The organism is Bradyrhizobium sp. SZCCHNR1093, assembly GCF_032381175.1.
GTDB lineage: Bacteria > Pseudomonadota > Alphaproteobacteria > Rhizobiales > Xanthobacteraceae > Bradyrhizobium.
This window is the reverse complement of record NZ_JAUHJJ010000010.1, coordinates 24,151-40,039: the sequence shown is the minus strand read 5'-3', so window position 1 is coordinate 40,039 and position 15,889 is coordinate 24,151. Positions and strand designations below refer to the sequence as shown.

Below are 15,889 nucleotides of genomic sequence, written 5' to 3'. Positions count from 1 at the left end.
GCGGCGGGGCGCGGACCGCCGGATCCTGGTCGATGGTGTCGTGCGGGCGACGCGCGTCCCCGCAAAGTGTTGTGTTGCGTGATGAGGTCCATGATGGGAATGTTTGATCGTCTGTTGCAACCGGCCTTGTCGTCGGCGCCCCGTGGTCCTCGGCTGCTTGGCGCGCCGGGTTCTCCGACCGTGGCGTTGCTCCTCGTGCTTGCCGCCGTGCCAGGCCTGGCGCATGCTGCCGAGGGCGAGATCCGGATCGGCAATACGACGCCCTACAGCGGGCCGGCGGCCGCCTACGGCAGCGTGAGCAAGGTCATCTCCGCCTATTTCCAGAAGGTGAATGACGAGGGCGGGATCAGGGGCCGCAAGATCACCTACATCTCCTATGACGACGGCTATAATCCGCAGAAGACGGTGGAGCTGACACGACGGCTGGTGGAGGAAGACAAGGTCGACGTCATCTTTGCGAGCGTTGGAACAGCGACCAGCGCGGCGGTGCGGCCTTATCTCAACGCGAACAAGATACCGCAATTGTTCGTCGGCTCCGGCGCCTCGATCTGGGATCAGCCTCGCGACTATCCTTGGACCATGGGAGCGCAACCCAGCTACCAGATTGAAGCTCATATTCACGCGCAATATCTGCTCGAGCAACATGCCGGTGGCACGCGCATCGGTGTGCTTTATCAAGACGACGAGTTCGGCAAGGACTATCTGAAGGGTTTGAAGGACGGGCTCGGCGGCAAGCTGCCGATCGTCGCGGAAGCGGCTTACGCGGTCACCGATGCCGACATCAATCAGCAGATCGCGAAGCTGAAGACCGCCGGAGCCAACATCCTGGTCGACGTCAGCACCCCGAAATTCACGGTGCTCGCGATCCGCCGCCTCGCCGAGCTCGGCTGGAGACCCGAGCACATCATCCCCACGGTTTCGGATTCGGTTGCCACCGTGCTGCAGCCTGCAGGCCTGCAGAACGCGGAAGGACTGCTTTCCGCCACCATCCTGTACGAGGGCGGTGTGCAGGGCGGCGATCCCGGCTTCGCCGAGTGGTCCGCGTTCATGGATCGCTACGCGCCTGCAATCAGCAAGAACAACAGCTTGGGAATCGTGGGCTACGCGCTTGCCAACCTGATGGTTGCGGTCCTGCGCAATTGCGGCGACGACTTCTCTCGCGACAACATCATGAGGCAGGCGCGTTCCTTGAAGGGGACGCCAATTCCCATGTTGATTCCCGGGATCGTCGCCAATACCAGCGCCAGCGACCACGCGCCGATCGAGCAGATGCAGATGAAGCGTTTCGTCGATGGCCATTGGGAACGGTTCGGGCCGGTGCGCAGCGGAATCGACCCGGGTGCGGTCAGCGATTCCTTCAAGGCGATCTTCCGCTATGCGTCGGCCAAGCGGGACCTCGCGAGCCAGCTCAACGCCAATACAGTGAGCCTGATGACGGGCTCGTATGGCAGCACCTATTCCCAGATGGGCGCCGACGTCGCCTCGGTCCTCAATGACGGCATCAACCTGCGGGTCATGCCGGTCCTCGGCAGCGGCTCGGTTCAGGCGGTGGCCGACATCCTCATGCTCAAGGGCGTCGACGTGGGAATCGTGCGCAAGGACACGCTGTCCTATCTCGAACGCAAGGACTTCGCGAGCAACATCCGCAATCAGCTCGTCTACGTCACCAAGATGTTCAACGAGGAAATGCATGTTCTGGCACCGCGATCGATCCGCACCATGCGGGAGCTCGACGGCAAGACCGTTGCGGTCGACCTGCCGGACGGCAGCACCTTCGTGACCGCGATCAACGTGTTCGAGCGGCTCGAGATCAAGCCGCATCTGCTCTATATCGAGCCGCGCATCGCGCTCGAAATGTTGCGCAAGGGGGAGATCGACGCGATGATTGCGGTCGACGGCAAGCCGGTGCCCTGGCTCAGCCAGATCACGGATGCCAATCTGCACCTCGTCCCGGTCGGCTACGACAAGACCTTGCGCGAGGATTACCTTCCATCCAAGCTCACCGCGGACGACTACCCCAACCTGATCTCCAATTCCGAGTCGGTGGAAACGATCGCAGCAGAGGCAATCCTGGCGTCGTATAATTGGCAGCCGGGAAGCGACCGCGATCGCCGGCTGTCGCTGCTGGTCGAGTCGCTGTTCTCGCGCATGTCGCAGCTGCAGCGGCCTCCCTTCCATCCGAAATGGCAGGAGATGGCGCCGCGCGCGCCGGTCGCCGGCTGGACCAGGTTCCGGGCCGCGCAGGAATGGCTCGATGGGACGACACGGATTCCGGCGGCCACTACGGCCACCGTTAAACCGTCGAAGCCGGTAGCGGCCGCCGCACCGTCCCCGCGCATTCCTGTCACGGCAAAGCCGGCGGCCGCAACGCCGCCGGACCAGGCGCGCCAGACCGAGTTGTATCGCCGCTTTCTCGAGTGGAATGCGACGCGTCGCTAGATGATTAGCGCCGCGTCCAGTTCGGATTGCTCTCGGCCTCGCTCTTGGCGGCCTCGGTGAGCTCGGCCGAAATGGCCGCGGTCTGCTGCGGCGTGCCCCAGCTCGGCGCGTCGCTGCCGTCGCCCCATTTCTTCGGCCGGTAGAAGGTGTGAACGCCGAACTTGTACATGCGCTTCATCTCGGCGACCCAGGACGGCCGCACCCAATAGGCATGATAGTGGGTCGACTTGCCCACCTCCGGCAGCCAGATCAGCCCATCCAGCATGGCCTTCGCGATCTTCTTGGCGCGATCCCACATCTCGGGCTCGCGGATCACATCCGGATTGTTGTCGCAGGCGAAGGTGAACTGGCAGGCGAAGTGGCGGTATTTGTTCTGGTAGACGACGCCGCACACCGTCGTCGGATAATAGCCGGAGAACGCCCGGTTCAGCACGACCTGCGCCACGGCCATCTGGCCGCGCACCGCCTCGCCGCGGGATTCGAAATAGATCGCTTCGGCAAGGCACTTCTCGGACTTGAAGCGCGCCTTCTCGTCCGTGAGGCTCAACCGTTCGGCCGGAGTCCTGTCGCGCTGATTGTCGGTGTTGACCTCGCCTTTCGGCGCGATGCTCTCGCCGCCATCACCGGCCTTGGCGGCATCGTCGGCCGGATGTGACAGCACCGCCATCGGCTTGAGGTCCGGATCCGGCATCACGATCAGCGGCGCCTCGCCCGGCAGCCATGTCTCCATGGTTCCGGCGGCAACGCCCAGCGACGACGTGCCGAAATAGAGGTTGGACGTCTTGATAGTGAGGCCGTCATAGCTGACGGCGCCATCTGCCAGAATTTGGTCGGCTGCAGGCTTCAGCTCGCCCGATGGCTGGATCTCGGACTTCGCCGCGTCGTACTGCACGAGCGGCGGCGCGCTCAGCGCCTCCTGCAATTCGGGATCGAGTGCAGAACGCTGCGGGAGCGGCGCCTGCGCCGGTGCTTCCGTCGTCTTGGCGCCGAACACCGAGGAGTTCGAATTGGGTTGCGTCGAGGGCGTGGGTGCAGGCTCGGAGGGCGCAGGCTCGACGGGCGCGGCCGATTCGGTCGGCTGCGCCGACGGCGTCGGGGGGCGCACGACGAGACGATCGCCCTTCAGCGTGCGATCGACCTTGGGGAAGTCGGAGGCCTGATAGCGTGGCGGAACCTGCAGCGCCGGATTGCGCGGCGTCGATCCGGTGATGTCGAGATCGCGCCCATCGAGGCTTGCGAGGCGGATGCTCACCGCCTGCGGCGCCGAGGTTCCGATCGGACGACCGAAACTATAGGTGGCGAGCTGAATGGAGGCCGCAGCCGAGAACACACGCTTCTGCCAGCGTTCGGCGACGCCCGGCTGGCGGGCGAGCAGAGAAGCGATGTCTTGATACCCGGTCTCTGTCGGCATCAGAGCGAAGACGCAGAGACCGAGTCCGAAGGACGCAAATCGCGCGCCCTTCGGATCGGGACGCAGAACTAACATCGATACGCTCAACGCAACGCTTACTGGATCGACCGAACAACAGTGCTTCCGTGCAATTCGATCTTCTCTCTTCGTATCGGGTTTAGGTTGCCGAGGAGTTAATCCGCGTTGCAATTGTGAAACAGGCAAGCGGGGAAGTTGCAGAGCGCCGAGCGATCGATATGTGTGGTAAACAGCGTACCGACGAGAACGGCGAACATTCAGTCAACAGACGCGGTGAATGAAAATCATCTGCACATCATGAGGCGGAGTGTTCCATCGGAACTGCAACGTTCGCTCTCTCCACTCGTCATTCCGGAGCGCCCCCGGAACGACGGCGGTGGTGGAGAAGAAGTGCACCTTGCGTCACGTGCGCGCCGCATCACGACGAACCCTCACCAATGAAAAAGGCCGGCAACATGTGCCGGCCTTCATCAGGATCAGATCGATCGCAGCAGGATCAGGCCTGGCTCGCGATCTCCTTGCCGAGCGCGGATTGCGCAGCGGCGAGGCGCGCGATCGGCACGCGGTAGGGCGAGCACGACACGTAGTTCATGCCGACCTTGTGGCAGAACGCGACCGAGGCCGGATCGCCGCCATGCTCGCCGCAGATGCCGACCTTGAGGTTGGGTCGCGTGGCGCGGCCGCGCTCGACGCCGATCTTGACCAGTTCGCCGACGCCCTCGCGGTCGATCGAGATGAACGGATCGATCTCGAGGATGCCCTTGGCGACGTAGGCGCCGAGGAAGCTGCCGGCGTCGTCGCGGCTGATACCGTAGGTCGTCTGCGTCAGGTCGTTGGTGCCGAACGAGAAGAACTCGGCGGCCTCCGCGATCTGGCCGGCCATCAGCGCAGCGCGCGGCAGCTCGATCATGGTGCCGACCTGGTACTCCAGCTTGGCGCCGGTCTCGCGGATCACGGCCTGCGCCATCGCGTCGATGCGCGCCTTGACCAGGTCGAACTCCGCCTTGGTCGCGATCAGCGGCACCATCACCTCGAGGCCGACGGCCTCGCCGGTGCGCTTCTCGGCCTCGACCGCGGCCTCGAAGATCGCGCGCGCCTGCATCTCGGCGATCTCCGGATAGGCGATGGCGAGACGACAGCCGCGGAAGCCGAGCATCGGGTTGAACTCCGACAGCTCGCGGGCGCGGTCGGCCAGGCGCCGCGGATCGGTGTTCATCGCGCGGGCGACTTCCTCGACCTCGGCCTGGGTGTGCGGCAGGAACTCGTGCAGCGGCGGATCGAGCAGGCGGATCGTGACCGGCAGGCCCTTCATGATCTCGAACAGCTCGACGAAGTCGGCGCGCTGCATCGGCAGCAGCTTGGCGAGCGCGGCGCGACGCTCCTGCTCATCCTCGGAGAGAATCATCTCGCGCACCGTGCGGATGCGCGTCTCCTCGAAGAACATGTGCTCGGTGCGGCACAGGCCGATGCCCTCGGCGCCGAACTTGATCGCGGTGCGCGCATCCTCCGGCGTATCGGCATTGACGCGCACGCCGGTCTCACGCACGGCATCCGCCCAGCCCATCAGGGTGCCGAACTCGCCGGACAGCTCCGGCTCGATCATCGGCATGCGGCCGGCCAGCACCTGGCCAACGGAGCCGTCGATGGTGATGACGTCGCCGGTCTTGAAGGTGCGGGAGCCGATGCTCATCGTGCCGCGGCCGTAGTCGACGCGGATGGTGCCGCAGCCGGACACGCAGGGCTTGCCCATGCCGCGCGCGACGACGGCGGCGTGCGAGGTCATGCCGCCGCGGGTGGTGAGGATGCCCTCGGCGGCGTGCATGCCGTGGATGTCCTCCGGCGAGGTCTCGATGCGGACCAGGATCACCTTGCGACCGTCGGCCTGCAGCTTGGTGGCCTCGTCCGAGGAGAACACGATCTCGCCGGATGCAGCGCCCGGCGAGGCCGGCAGGCCGGTGGCGACCACGTCGCGCTTGGCGGAGGGATCGATGGTCGGATGCAGGAGCTGATCGAGCGAGGCCGGATCGACGCGGAGCACGGCGTCACTCTGCGAGATCAGGCCCTCATTTGCGAGCTCGACCGCGATGCGCAGCGCCGCCTTGGCGGTGCGCTTGCCGCTGCGGGTCTGCAGCATCCACAGCTTGCCGCGCTCGACCGTGAACTCCATGTCCTGCATGTCACGGTAGTGCTTCTCGAGCAGCGTGTAGATGCGGGTCAGCTCGTGGAAGGCGTCGGGCATCGCGACTTCCATCGACGGCCGGTCCGAGCCGGACTCCCGACGCGCGTCCTCGGTGATGTCCTGCGGGGTGCGGATGCCGGCGACGACGTCCTCGCCCTGCGCGTTGATCAGGAACTCGCCGTAGAGCTTGCTCTCGCCGGTCGAGGGATTGCGCGTGAAGGCGACGCCGGTGGCCGAGGTGTCGCCCATGTTGCCGAACACCATGGCCTGGACGTTGACGGCGGTGCCCCAGGATTCCGGAATGTCATGCAGCTTGCGATAGGTCACCGCGCGCGTGTTCATCCAGGATGAGAAGACGGCGCCGATCGCGCCCCACAACTGGTCATGCGGGTCCTGCGGGAAGTCCTTGCCGGTCTCGTGCGCGACCGCGTCCTTGTACTTGCCGACCAGCATCTCCCAGTCCTCGGAGCTCAGGTCGGTGTCGAGCTGATAGCCCTGGGTGTCCTTGAAGCTGTCGAGGATGTCCTCGAAATGATGGTGCTCGAAGCCGAGCACGACATCCGAATACATCGTGATGAAGCGGCGATAGCTGTCGAAGGCGAAGCGGCGATCGCCGGACAGCGAGGCCAGCGCTTCCACCGTCTGGTCGTTGAGACCGAGATTGAGCACGGTGTCCATCATGCCCGGCATCGAGGCGCGGGCGCCGGAGCGCACCGAAACGAGCAGCGGGTTCTCCGGATCGCCGAACTTCTTGCCGGTCAATTTGCCGATGTAGTCGAGCGCCTTGTCGACCTGCGACTGCAGCTCCTTCGGATAGGTCTTGTCGTTGGCGTAGAAGTAGGTGCAGACCGAGGTCGGAATGGTGAAGCCCGGAGGCACCGGCAGGCCGAGATTGGCCATCTCGGCCAGATTGGCGCCCTTTCCGCCGAGCAGGTCGCGCAGGCCGGCTTTGCCTTCGGCCTTGCCGTCACCGAAGGTGTAGACCCACTTGTTCGGCTTGATCGCGGTGACCGCGCTCTTGGCCGGGGCCTTCGCAGCCGACGCCTTCACAGCCTTGGCGACCGGCTTGGCAGCCGTCTTGGCCGGCTTCTTCGGAGCGGTTTTCACTGGCGCTTTCGGTGCAGACCTGGGCGCGACCTTGGCCGGGGCCTTGGCGACGGGCTTCGACGCCGTCTTGAGCGCCTTGCGCGGTGGAGCGAGTGCTGCGGTCTTGGCCTTGCCGGGCTTGGAAGGCTTTGATTTCGCTGTAACTTTCTTAGACTTCGCTACCGCTTTGGCCATGAGGTGCTTCGATCCGCAAATGGGAGGAGAAATCGCGCGCCTTACACCACTTTGGGCGCCGCGGCGCAAGCTCGGGGGTTCCCGACCTTGGGACTAGAACGTGGGGACTAGAAGTGCAGCCACTTCAGCAGGCCCATGCCGATCAGGCCGTTCAGGATGAGGAAGATCGCGACGATCAGGTTCAGCAGGCGCGGCATGATCAGGATCAGGACGCCGGCGATCACGGACATGATCGGCGAGATATGGGCAACGGTCAGGGTCATCGACAAGCTCTGAATAATTGAATGACGAGGCTGGGGCGATTCGATTTGGCCGGACTTTATCCTGGCCCATCGTGGCGGAATAGGAGACGCACGGCACGAGTTCCGGTTCCCCCACCGCTGAATCTGCCGCAAAAATGCCACCGGTTCCACGTGGCCCCGCGCGGAACGATGACCTGTTGCCGGCATTGGGAAGCAGGTGCCGGCACGCGCCGGTCTCTCTCAGCGATCAACAGCTCAGGAGTCCCGTCCCATGCGAACCCATCTCACCCTTGCTGCCCTCATGGCCGCACTCGTGATACCGGCGGCGGCACAGGCGCAATCCTACACGACGGGCGTCGGGCGCAGCGTCGTGGTCGAGGAGGACGCTCCAGTGATCACGGTCGAGCGACGGCCGGAGTTTCGCGAATATGTCGTGCGCGAGCGTGTTCCCAACTATGTGATCCCCGATCGCGTCGTTGTTGGCACCGTGCTGCCAGAGTCCGGTGTTACATATTACGACGTTCCGCAGCGCTTCGGTGCGACACCTTATCGCTACACCGTGGTCAACGGCGAAACTGTCCTGGTCGAACCGCGATCGCGGCGGATCATTCAGGTCGTTGAATAGTTATAGAGCTGCATTTGGTCGCCAACGCCCCCGCAAGCGGCCAGATGTAAAAGGCCCTGCCCGGTTCCCCCCGCCGGGTAGGGCTAATTTTTATTGGCGCGTAACTTGTAGGGCGGGCAAAGCGGCCGCCGAAGGCGGCAGCGTGCCCACCATTCGGCAGCAACTCCGCTGCGAGACGGTGGGCACGGCGCCATTGCGATCGCGGGACGTGGGGATAGCACGGCAGCGCCTTTGCCCACCCTACGTTGCGATAGCGCGCTCAGCCCTCGATCTTTGAGAAGTCGGCCACCGCACGCGTCGCGCTGCGGATCTCGTTCAACAGCTTCAGCCGGTTCTCGCGGATCTTGGCGTCGTCATCGTTGACCTTCACCTTGTCGAAGAACGCATCGACCGCCGGCCGCAGCTTCGCCATCGCGTGCATCGCCGCGGCAAAGTCCTCCTTGGCGACGGCAGCGCCGGCTTCCGCCGCGACCTCGCCAATGGCCTTCGCAAGCGCCTTCTCCTCGTCGAGCTTGTAGAGCGCAGCGTCCGGCGCGCCGTCGAACTTGCGCTTGTCCTTCTTCTCCTCGATCGCGAGGATGTTGGACGCGCGCTTGGTGCCGGCGAGCAGGTTCTTGCCGTCGTCGGTCTCGAGGAATTTTCCGAGCGCCTCGACGCGGCGGACGACCATCAGGAGATCGTCCGCATCGGTCTGCTGGATCGGCGAATGTTCTACGCCTCCTAGAATATCCACCATCTGCTTTGATACGGCGGGCAACGCGAGGGTTGCATCCACCAGATCGAACCGAGCACCCTTTTCTCTAAGTTGAACCTTCAGTCGCTCTACGATGAAAGCGCGCAAATCTCTCTGTACTTGGATTGTACCATGATAGACATGGTCCACCCACGGCTCGATATGCTCGCCACTCTCTTTGAATCTCTCGACAAGGCTTGGATCATGTAGCAGCTCGGCGGCCTTTTGAACGAAGCCCGCATCTCTTTCGAAGAGACGATCCGCCTGATCTTCCAAGATTGGGCGGACGGCCTTATCAATCAGATCAAACAATCGAATTGAGAGTTCGTTCTCTAACACCAATCTGATGACACCCAGCGCCGCACGGCGCAGTGCATACGGATCTTTCGAGCCGGTCGGCTTCTCGTCGATCGCCCAGAATCCGACCAGCGTATCGAGCTTATCAGCGAGCGCCACGGCGACCGACACCGGATCGGTCGGCACGCGATCGCCGGGGCCCTGCGGCTTGTAGTGCTCCTCGCAGGCTGCGGCGACGGAGGCGTCCTCGCCCTGGGCCAGCGCGTAGTACTTGCCCATCAGCCCCTGCACTTCCGGGAACTCACCGACGACCTCGGTGAGCAGGTCGGCCTTGGCGAGCTTGGCGGCGCGCGCGGTCTTCGCAGCATCGGCGCCGACCAGCGGCGCGATCTCAGCGGCGAGCTTCTCGATGCGGGCGATGCGTTCGGCCTGCGTGCCGAGCTTCTCGTGGAACACGATCTGCTCGAACTTCGGCAGGCGCTCTTCGAGCTTCGTCTTCAGATCGGTCTCATAGAAGAACTTCGCGTCCGACAGGCGGGCGCGGATGACGCGCTCGTTGCCGGCGATGATGGTCTTGCCGCCGTCGGTGGCCTCGATGTTCGCGGTCAGGATGAACTTCGGTGCGAGGCCTCCCGTCTTGGGGTCGCGGACCACGAAGCATTTCTGGTTGTTGCGGATGGTGGCGCGGATCACCTCGCCGGGGACCTTGAGGTACTCCGGATCGAACGAACCCATCAGCACGACCGGCCATTCGACCAGGCCTGCGACCTCGTCGAGCAGGGCCTGGTCCTCGACCAGCTCATAGCCTTGCGCAAACGCGAGCTGCTTGGCGTCGGTGACGATGGTGTCCTTGCGGCGGTCAGGATCGAGCACGACCTTGGCGTCGAGCAGCTTGGCCTCATAGTCCTCGAAACGCCTCACCGAGATTGGCGCGGGCGCCATGAAGCGATGGCCGTAGGTGGTCTGTCCCGCCTCGATGCCGTCGACGGCGAAGCCGATGACGTCCGGCTCCTCGGTCTCAAGGCCGAACGTGGCGGTGATCGCATGCAGCGGCCGCACCCAGTTCAACGCGCCGGGCCTTTCCGAGCGCTTGCCCCAGCGCATCGATTTCGGCCACGGGAACGTTCTGATGATCACCGGCAGCATCTCGGCGAGCACGTCGAGCGTGGCGCGGCCGGGCTTCTCGATCAGCGCGACGTAGAAGTCGCCCTTCTTCGGATCGCGCTGAATCGTCGCCTCCTCGATCGAGGACAGGCCGGTCGCCTTGAGAAACCCCTGGATCGCCGCGTCGGCGCCGCCGACGCGCGGGCCCTTGCGCTCCTCCTTCAGGTCCGCCTGCCGCGCCGGGATGCCGTGCACGGTCAGCGCCAGCCGCCGCGGCGTCGCGAACGCCTTGGCGCCCTCATAGACGAGACCCTCGGCGACCAGCTTGTCGGTGACCATGCGGCGCAGATCCTCGGCCGCCTTGGCCTGCATGCGCGCAGGAATTTCTTCGGAGAACAGTTCGAGAAGGAGGTCGGGCATATTTAGAACTCGTTCGCAGGGCTGGCGGTGCTGCACTCCCCTCCCCCTTGCGGGGAGGGGTTGGGGGTGGGGGTCAGCGCGCGCTGAAGGTCGTGGGGAGCATCGTTGGCACAGCCGAGATCATCATTGTCGGCAAACGACCATGTGCGACCACGTACAAGGCCGTGGAGACCCATCAGGCATCTCGCCTGGGGACCCCCACCCCCGACCCCTCCCCGCAAGGGGGAGGGGAGCAGAGGCACCGCGTGTGTTGCGAGGTTGAGCTGCAAGACAAATCTCGATGCGAATGAGGAATTATTTTCCCGAGCGCCCCTCCCGCTCCAGGAATGATGAAGCGTCCGAGCCGCGAAGCTCTAACCAGCCCCCGCCCCGCCCGCTTCCGTGTGCAGCCAGGCTTCGCCGCAGGCTTTGGCCAGTTCGCGGACGCGCAGGATGTAGCTTTGGCGCTCGGTGACGGAGATGACGCCGCGGGCGTCGAGCAAATTGAAGACGTGGCTGGCCTTGATGCACTGGTCGTAGGCCGGCAGCGCCATCTGATGCTCCCGACGATTGCCATCGCGCCAGCCGGCATCGAGATATTTGCGGCAGGCGCCCTCGGCCATCTTGAACTGCTCGAACAGCATGTCGGTGTCGGCATGCTCGAAATTGTGCCGGGAATATTCGCGCTCGGCCTGCAGGAAGACGTCGCCATAGGTCACCTTGGCGTCGCCGTCGCGGCCGTTGAAGTTGAGGTCGTAGACGCGGTCGACGCCCTGCACGTACATCGCCAGGCGCTCGAGGCCATAGGTGAGCTCGCCGGCGACCGGCGCGCATTCGAAGCCCGCGACCTGCTGGAAATAGGTGAACTGCGACACCTCCATGCCGTCGCACCAGCACTCCCAGCCGAGACCCCAGGCGCCGAGCGTCGGGCTCTCCCAGTCGTCCTCGACGAAGCGGATGTCGTGCACGGCGGCGTCGATGCCGATGGCGCCGAGCGACTTCAGGTACAGCTCCTGAAGGTTCGGCGGCGACGGCTTCATGATCACCTGGAACTGGTAGTAGTGCTGCATCCGGTTCGGATTCTCGCCGTAGCGGCCGTCCTTCGGCCGCCGCGACGGCTGCACATAGGCGGCATTCCACGACTTCGGCCCAAGCGCGCGCAGGGTCGTCGCCGGGTGGAAGGTGCCTGCCCCCATCTCCATGTCGTAGGGCTGCAGGATCACGCAGCCCTGCTCGGCCCAGAACCGCTGCAGGGCCAGGATGAAGCCCTGGAACGAACGTTCGGGGCGCATGTGCAGAGGTAGCGAGTCCATCGTCGGTATCGGTCTTTCGCAGGCGTCGGAAAAGCGCGCGGACCGTATCGGCGGGGACATCAGGAATCAAGGCAATAGGGTCTCCGAACGGCGGCGACGTGCCGTCGCTCGAAGACCAGCGGCTCGCGTCAGCCCGGCCGGTAGGCGCCCGTGACGGGATCGCGGCGCAGAGTCTTGATCTCGGCGGTCTGCGCGGCCTCGGCGACGCGCGACAGTCGCGCCTCTTCGAGCTCCCGGTTGATCTTCTGAGCGGCCTTGTAGGCCCAGCGAACCACGGCAAGCCCGCCCAGCATACCCGCGAAAGCAACGAACGGCGGCATTGGTCGATCCTCGTTCATGAACAGAGCCACCCCGATTCCCATTGTCGCCGATCCCGGTTCCCCCCGCAATCCGGATTGCGAGGGGCGAAATGGCGCGGCCTCCAGTCTAGAACCCAAAACGGGCCCAGATCGCCCGGGTTTCGGCCGCGGAGATCAGCTCCTCGGCCAGCCCCGTCCAGCCGAATCCCAGGCTGCCGGCGCCCGCGGCGCGGCGGCCGAGCAGACCCGACAACAGGCCGGACGCCGGCGCCACGACAGGCGTTGCAACCTTGTCGCCGAAGCGGGTGCGCAGGACGGCGCGGAGGTCGCCGATAGCGTCCGCCAGCCCCAGCGTGACGGCGCTGTCGCCGGCCCAGTACTCGCCGGTGAACAACACATCGTCGGCGCCCTTCAGCCGGGTCGCGCGGCTCTCCTTGACCAGCGAGATGAACAGCGCGTGGATCTCGCGCTGGATCTTCTTCAGCCGCGCCACGTCGTCGGGATTCTCCGGCAGGAACGGATCGAGCATCGCCTTGTGCTCGCCGGCCGTATACAGCCGGCGCTCGATGCCGATCTTCTTGATCAGGTCCTGCAGCCCGAACGAGCCGCCGACCACGCCGATCGAGCCGAGGATCGAGGAGGGATCGCAGAAGATCTCGTCGCCGGCGCAGGCGATCATGTAGCCGCCGGAGGCCGCGACGTCCTCGACGAACACGAGCACCGGCAGCTTCTTCTCCGCGGCGAGCTGGCGGATGCGCAGATAGATCTGGCGCGACTGCACCGGCGAGCCGCCGGGCGAATTGATCACCAGCGCCACGGCCTTGGCGTTGCGCATGGAGAAGGCGCGCTCCAGCACCTTGGCGACGCCCGCAAGCGTCAGCCCCGGCCGCAGCGGCGTCACTGCGCCGATCACGCCGGACAGGCGGACGACCGGCACCACCGGTACGCCGCGCAGCCGCGCCGGAAGCAGCGTCTTCAGGCGATCGAAGAGTCCGGCTGCATCGCTGGGTTGTGTCAAATTGTCCACCATCCTGTTACCTCGGATTAACCACTTTTTATCGCGCCGCTGCCATTCAAAGGGCTGGAACGAGCCTTGCAATCTCCTGGGCAATCGCACGGCGAGCCAAGGTGCAGAGTGCGGCGGAGGAATACATGAAGGTCTACCTGTTGATGCTGCTGATCGGTACTCTATTGACTGCGATCCGTTTCACGACGGTAACCGAACGCCAGTCCGAAGCTCAGACGCAATAACGCCCGACCACGATCAACCGTTCAGGGGGTGCTCAAAGCCAGCGCCCCCTGCCCCGACAGCACACGCACGGCCTCGTCATTCGGCACGCCTGCCGCCTCATTCAGCACCACTCCGGCGAGAATCTGGGTCGGCGCCCGCCCTCCCTTAACGGCCCTGACCAGGATACGGATCGCCGGCTGCCCCGCTTGGCCGTGAACCGGTTGAATCGCGAGACTGCCGAAGCCGCGCGCCAGCGCCGCGACGACCTCGCTCAAACCATCGGCCCGCCAGATCAAGGTCAGCACGCCACCGGATTTCAGCATCCGCCGCGCGGCATGCGTCCAGATCTCCAACGTCGTCGCCGTTGCCATGTGCGCGGTCGCGCGCGCGGCGTCGGGCGAGGCACGGTGGCGCGCGGCATCGTGGAACGGCGGATTCATCAGCACCACGTCGACACTGTCGGGCCCGAGCCCTGCGGCAGCGAAAGCGGCCGCGTCCGCGGCGATGTCCAGCACCACGACCTCCGCCGGCAAGGCATTGGCGCGTGCGTTGTCGCGCGCGAGGCACGCCAGATCCGGCTCGCGCTCGACCAGCGTCAAGCCGAGACCGCCGACGCGCCGGGCCAAGGCCAGCCCGGCCGTCCCCACGCCGGCACCGAGATCGACCACGCGATCGCCCGAACGCGCGGCCGTCGCCGCCGCCAGCAGGATTGCATCGTGGCCGGCACGATGGCCCGTCGTGGGCTGCCGCAGCCGCAATTGGCCGCCGAGCACGGCATCCTCGGAAATGTCGACAGCGTCACTCATCAGGGCGCAGTTCATGCGCCAGACCGGCGTCGGTGAGAAGCCGCCGAGCCTGGAGATTGTCGTCCTCATGCACGAGGATCCTGCGCGGCAGGATGCCGAGCGAGCCCTCGATGACGCTCATGTTCTGATCGAGCACGAGGTGATGGATGTCGGCGCCGTCGAGTAGCGCCCCTATCGCCGAAACCAGCACGATATCATTGGTCCGAACCAATTCCTTCAATCGTTATGTCTCCATGCGGGCTTGGGTCAAGAAGGGTTGGGCAAGAAGGCTCGGGTCAAGGTTCCGTGTCTGCCCTTGCCGCCTGCGGCCGCAGTTTCTATTGTCGTTTCGAGCATAGCAAAATCGGAGACCAGAGTGGCGGTTATCGTACCTTTCGAGAGTCCATCGGGAGCCTCCATCGATGGGCTGGTCGCGCTGGTCGCAGCCGACATGGAACGGGTCAACGCTACGATTTTGTCGCGCACCGGCTCGGACGTCACGATGATCCCGGAGGTCGCAAACCACCTGATCTCCTCCGGCGGCAAGCGGCTGCGGCCGATGCTGACGCTGGCGATGGCTCATCTCACCGACTACACCGGCGATGGTCACGTCAAGCTCGCCGCGGCCGTCGAGTTCATGCATACGGCGACGCTGCTCCATGACGACGTGGTTGACGAGAGCGAAATGCGCCGCGGCAAATTGTCGGCGCGCATGCTGTGGGGCAACGAGGCCAGCGTGCTGGTCGGCGACTTCCTGCTCGGCCAGGCGTTCCGCATGATGGTCGAGGTCGGCTCGCTGCGCGCGCTCGACATTCTCTCGGCCGCCGCAGCCACGATTGCCGAAGGCGAGGTGATGCAGCTTGCCGCCGCCAAGAACACCGCAACGACCGAGGACGAATATCTCGCCGTGATCCGCGGCAAGACGGCGGAACTGTTCGCTGCCGCCTGTGAGGTCGGCCCGGTGCTCGCCGACCGTCCCAAGGCCGAGCAGGCCGCATCCCGGTCTTTCGGCATGAATCTCGGCATCGCCTTCCAGCTCGTCGACGACGTGCTCGACTATGGCGGCAAGGCCGCCAAGCTCGGCAAGAATGTCGGCGACGATTTCCGCGAGGGCAAGATCACGCTGCCGGTGGTGCTCGCGTTCCGCCGCGGCAGCGACAGCGAGCGTGCCTTCTGGATCAAGGCGCTGGAGCGCGGCGAGATCAGCGATCACGATCTCGACCATGCGATCGGGCTGATGAACAAGCACCGCGCCTTGGAGGACACGATCAGCCGCGCGCATCACTATGGCGCGATGGCCGTCGACGCGCTGGCGCTGTTCCCGGCGTCACCGATGAAGGCGGCGCTGGAGCAGGTGGTGGCGTTCTGCCTGGCGCGGTCGCATTAGTTCGTCCGTCTGCCGAGAGACCGTCACCCAAGCAAGTTCTGTAGGGTGGGCAAAGGCGCCCTGCCCAGCTGATGCGACAAATCACGCTGCAATGGCGCCGTGCCCACCATCGGGCGTCGTGCCCCGCGGTCAGACGGTGGGCACGG

The 15,889-nt window shown here is 65.0% G+C and carries 12 protein-coding genes; 3 read left to right on the top strand and 9 right to left on the bottom strand.

Annotated features, from left to right (window positions below; all coding sequences use genetic code 11):
• Positions 1-93 precede the first annotated feature (93 nt).
• The gene (locus tag QX070_RS25760; RefSeq protein ID WP_315739969.1) at positions 94-2,439 is read left to right on the top strand and encodes an ABC transporter substrate-binding protein; all 2,346 of its coding nucleotides are present in this window, start codon (positions 94-96) and stop codon (positions 2,437-2,439) included.
• A gap of 4 nt (positions 2,440-2,443) precedes the next feature.
• Here the strand turns inward: QX070_RS25760 and QX070_RS25755 are convergent, their stop codons facing one another.
• From QX070_RS25755 to QX070_RS25745, 3 genes are all read right to left on the bottom strand, one after another.
• Positions 2,444-3,925 carry a cell wall hydrolase gene (locus QX070_RS25755; protein WP_315739968.1) on the bottom strand — a complete coding sequence of 494 codons (1,482 nt, stop codon included), beginning with the start codon at positions 3,923-3,925 and terminating at the stop codon, positions 2,444-2,446.
• A gap of 439 nt (positions 3,926-4,364) precedes the next feature.
• Positions 4,365-7,328, bottom strand: a complete 2,964-nt coding sequence (gene ppdK, locus QX070_RS25750; protein ID WP_315739967.1) for a pyruvate, phosphate dikinase — start codon at positions 7,326-7,328, stop codon at positions 4,365-4,367.
• 107 nt (positions 7,329-7,435) lie between these two features.
• Positions 7,436-7,591 carry a DUF3096 domain-containing protein gene (locus QX070_RS25745; protein ID WP_012042558.1) on the bottom strand — a complete coding sequence of 52 codons (156 nt, stop codon included), beginning with the start codon at positions 7,589-7,591 and terminating at the stop codon, positions 7,436-7,438.
• Between the two features lie 250 nt (positions 7,592-7,841).
• Between QX070_RS25745 and QX070_RS25740 the strand changes: the two genes are divergently transcribed.
• A complete protein-coding gene (locus QX070_RS25740; RefSeq protein WP_315739966.1) occupies positions 7,842-8,195 on the top strand; it encodes a DUF1236 domain-containing protein in 354 nt (117 codons plus the stop codon).
• 259 nt (positions 8,196-8,454) lie between these two features.
• Here the strand turns inward: QX070_RS25740 and glyS are convergent, their stop codons facing one another.
• From glyS to QX070_RS25710, 6 genes are all read right to left on the bottom strand, one after another.
• Entirely contained in the window at positions 8,455-10,749 is a 2,295-nt protein-coding gene (glyS, locus tag QX070_RS25735; protein ID WP_315739965.1) for a glycine--tRNA ligase subunit beta, read from the bottom strand.
• A 353-nt stretch (positions 10,750-11,102) separates the two neighbouring features.
• Positions 11,103-12,041 (bottom strand): glycine--tRNA ligase subunit alpha, encoded by a 939-nt coding sequence (locus QX070_RS25730; protein ID WP_315739964.1) that lies wholly within the window; start codon positions 12,039-12,041, stop codon positions 11,103-11,105.
• Between the two features lie 128 nt (positions 12,042-12,169).
• Positions 12,170-12,361: a hypothetical protein gene (locus tag QX070_RS25725; protein WP_315739963.1), complete on the bottom strand. Its 192-nt coding sequence runs from the start codon at positions 12,359-12,361 to the stop codon at positions 12,170-12,172.
• Positions 12,362-12,467: 106 nt separating this feature from the next.
• Positions 12,468-13,370: a S49 family peptidase gene (locus tag QX070_RS25720; RefSeq protein ID WP_315739962.1), complete on the bottom strand. Its 903-nt coding sequence runs from the start codon at positions 13,368-13,370 to the stop codon at positions 12,468-12,470.
• A 242-nt stretch (positions 13,371-13,612) separates the two neighbouring features.
• A complete protein-coding gene (locus QX070_RS25715) occupies positions 13,613-14,377 on the bottom strand; it encodes a tRNA1(Val) (adenine(37)-N6)-methyltransferase (RefSeq protein WP_315739961.1) in 765 nt (254 codons plus the stop codon).
• Complete coding sequence (locus QX070_RS25710) at positions 14,370-14,597, bottom strand: DUF2007 domain-containing protein (RefSeq protein WP_315739960.1); 228 nt, start codon at positions 14,595-14,597, stop codon at positions 14,370-14,372. Before QX070_RS25710 ends, QX070_RS25715 begins: the two co-directional genes overlap by 8 nt.
• Before the next feature lie 135 nt (positions 14,598-14,732).
• Here QX070_RS25710 and QX070_RS25705 point away from each other — a divergent pair, with 135 nt between their 5' ends.
• On the top strand, positions 14,733-15,743 hold the full coding sequence (locus QX070_RS25705) for a polyprenyl synthetase family protein (RefSeq protein ID WP_315739959.1): 1,011 nt from the start codon (positions 14,733-14,735) through the stop codon (positions 15,741-15,743).
• Positions 15,744-15,889 lie beyond the last annotated feature (146 nt).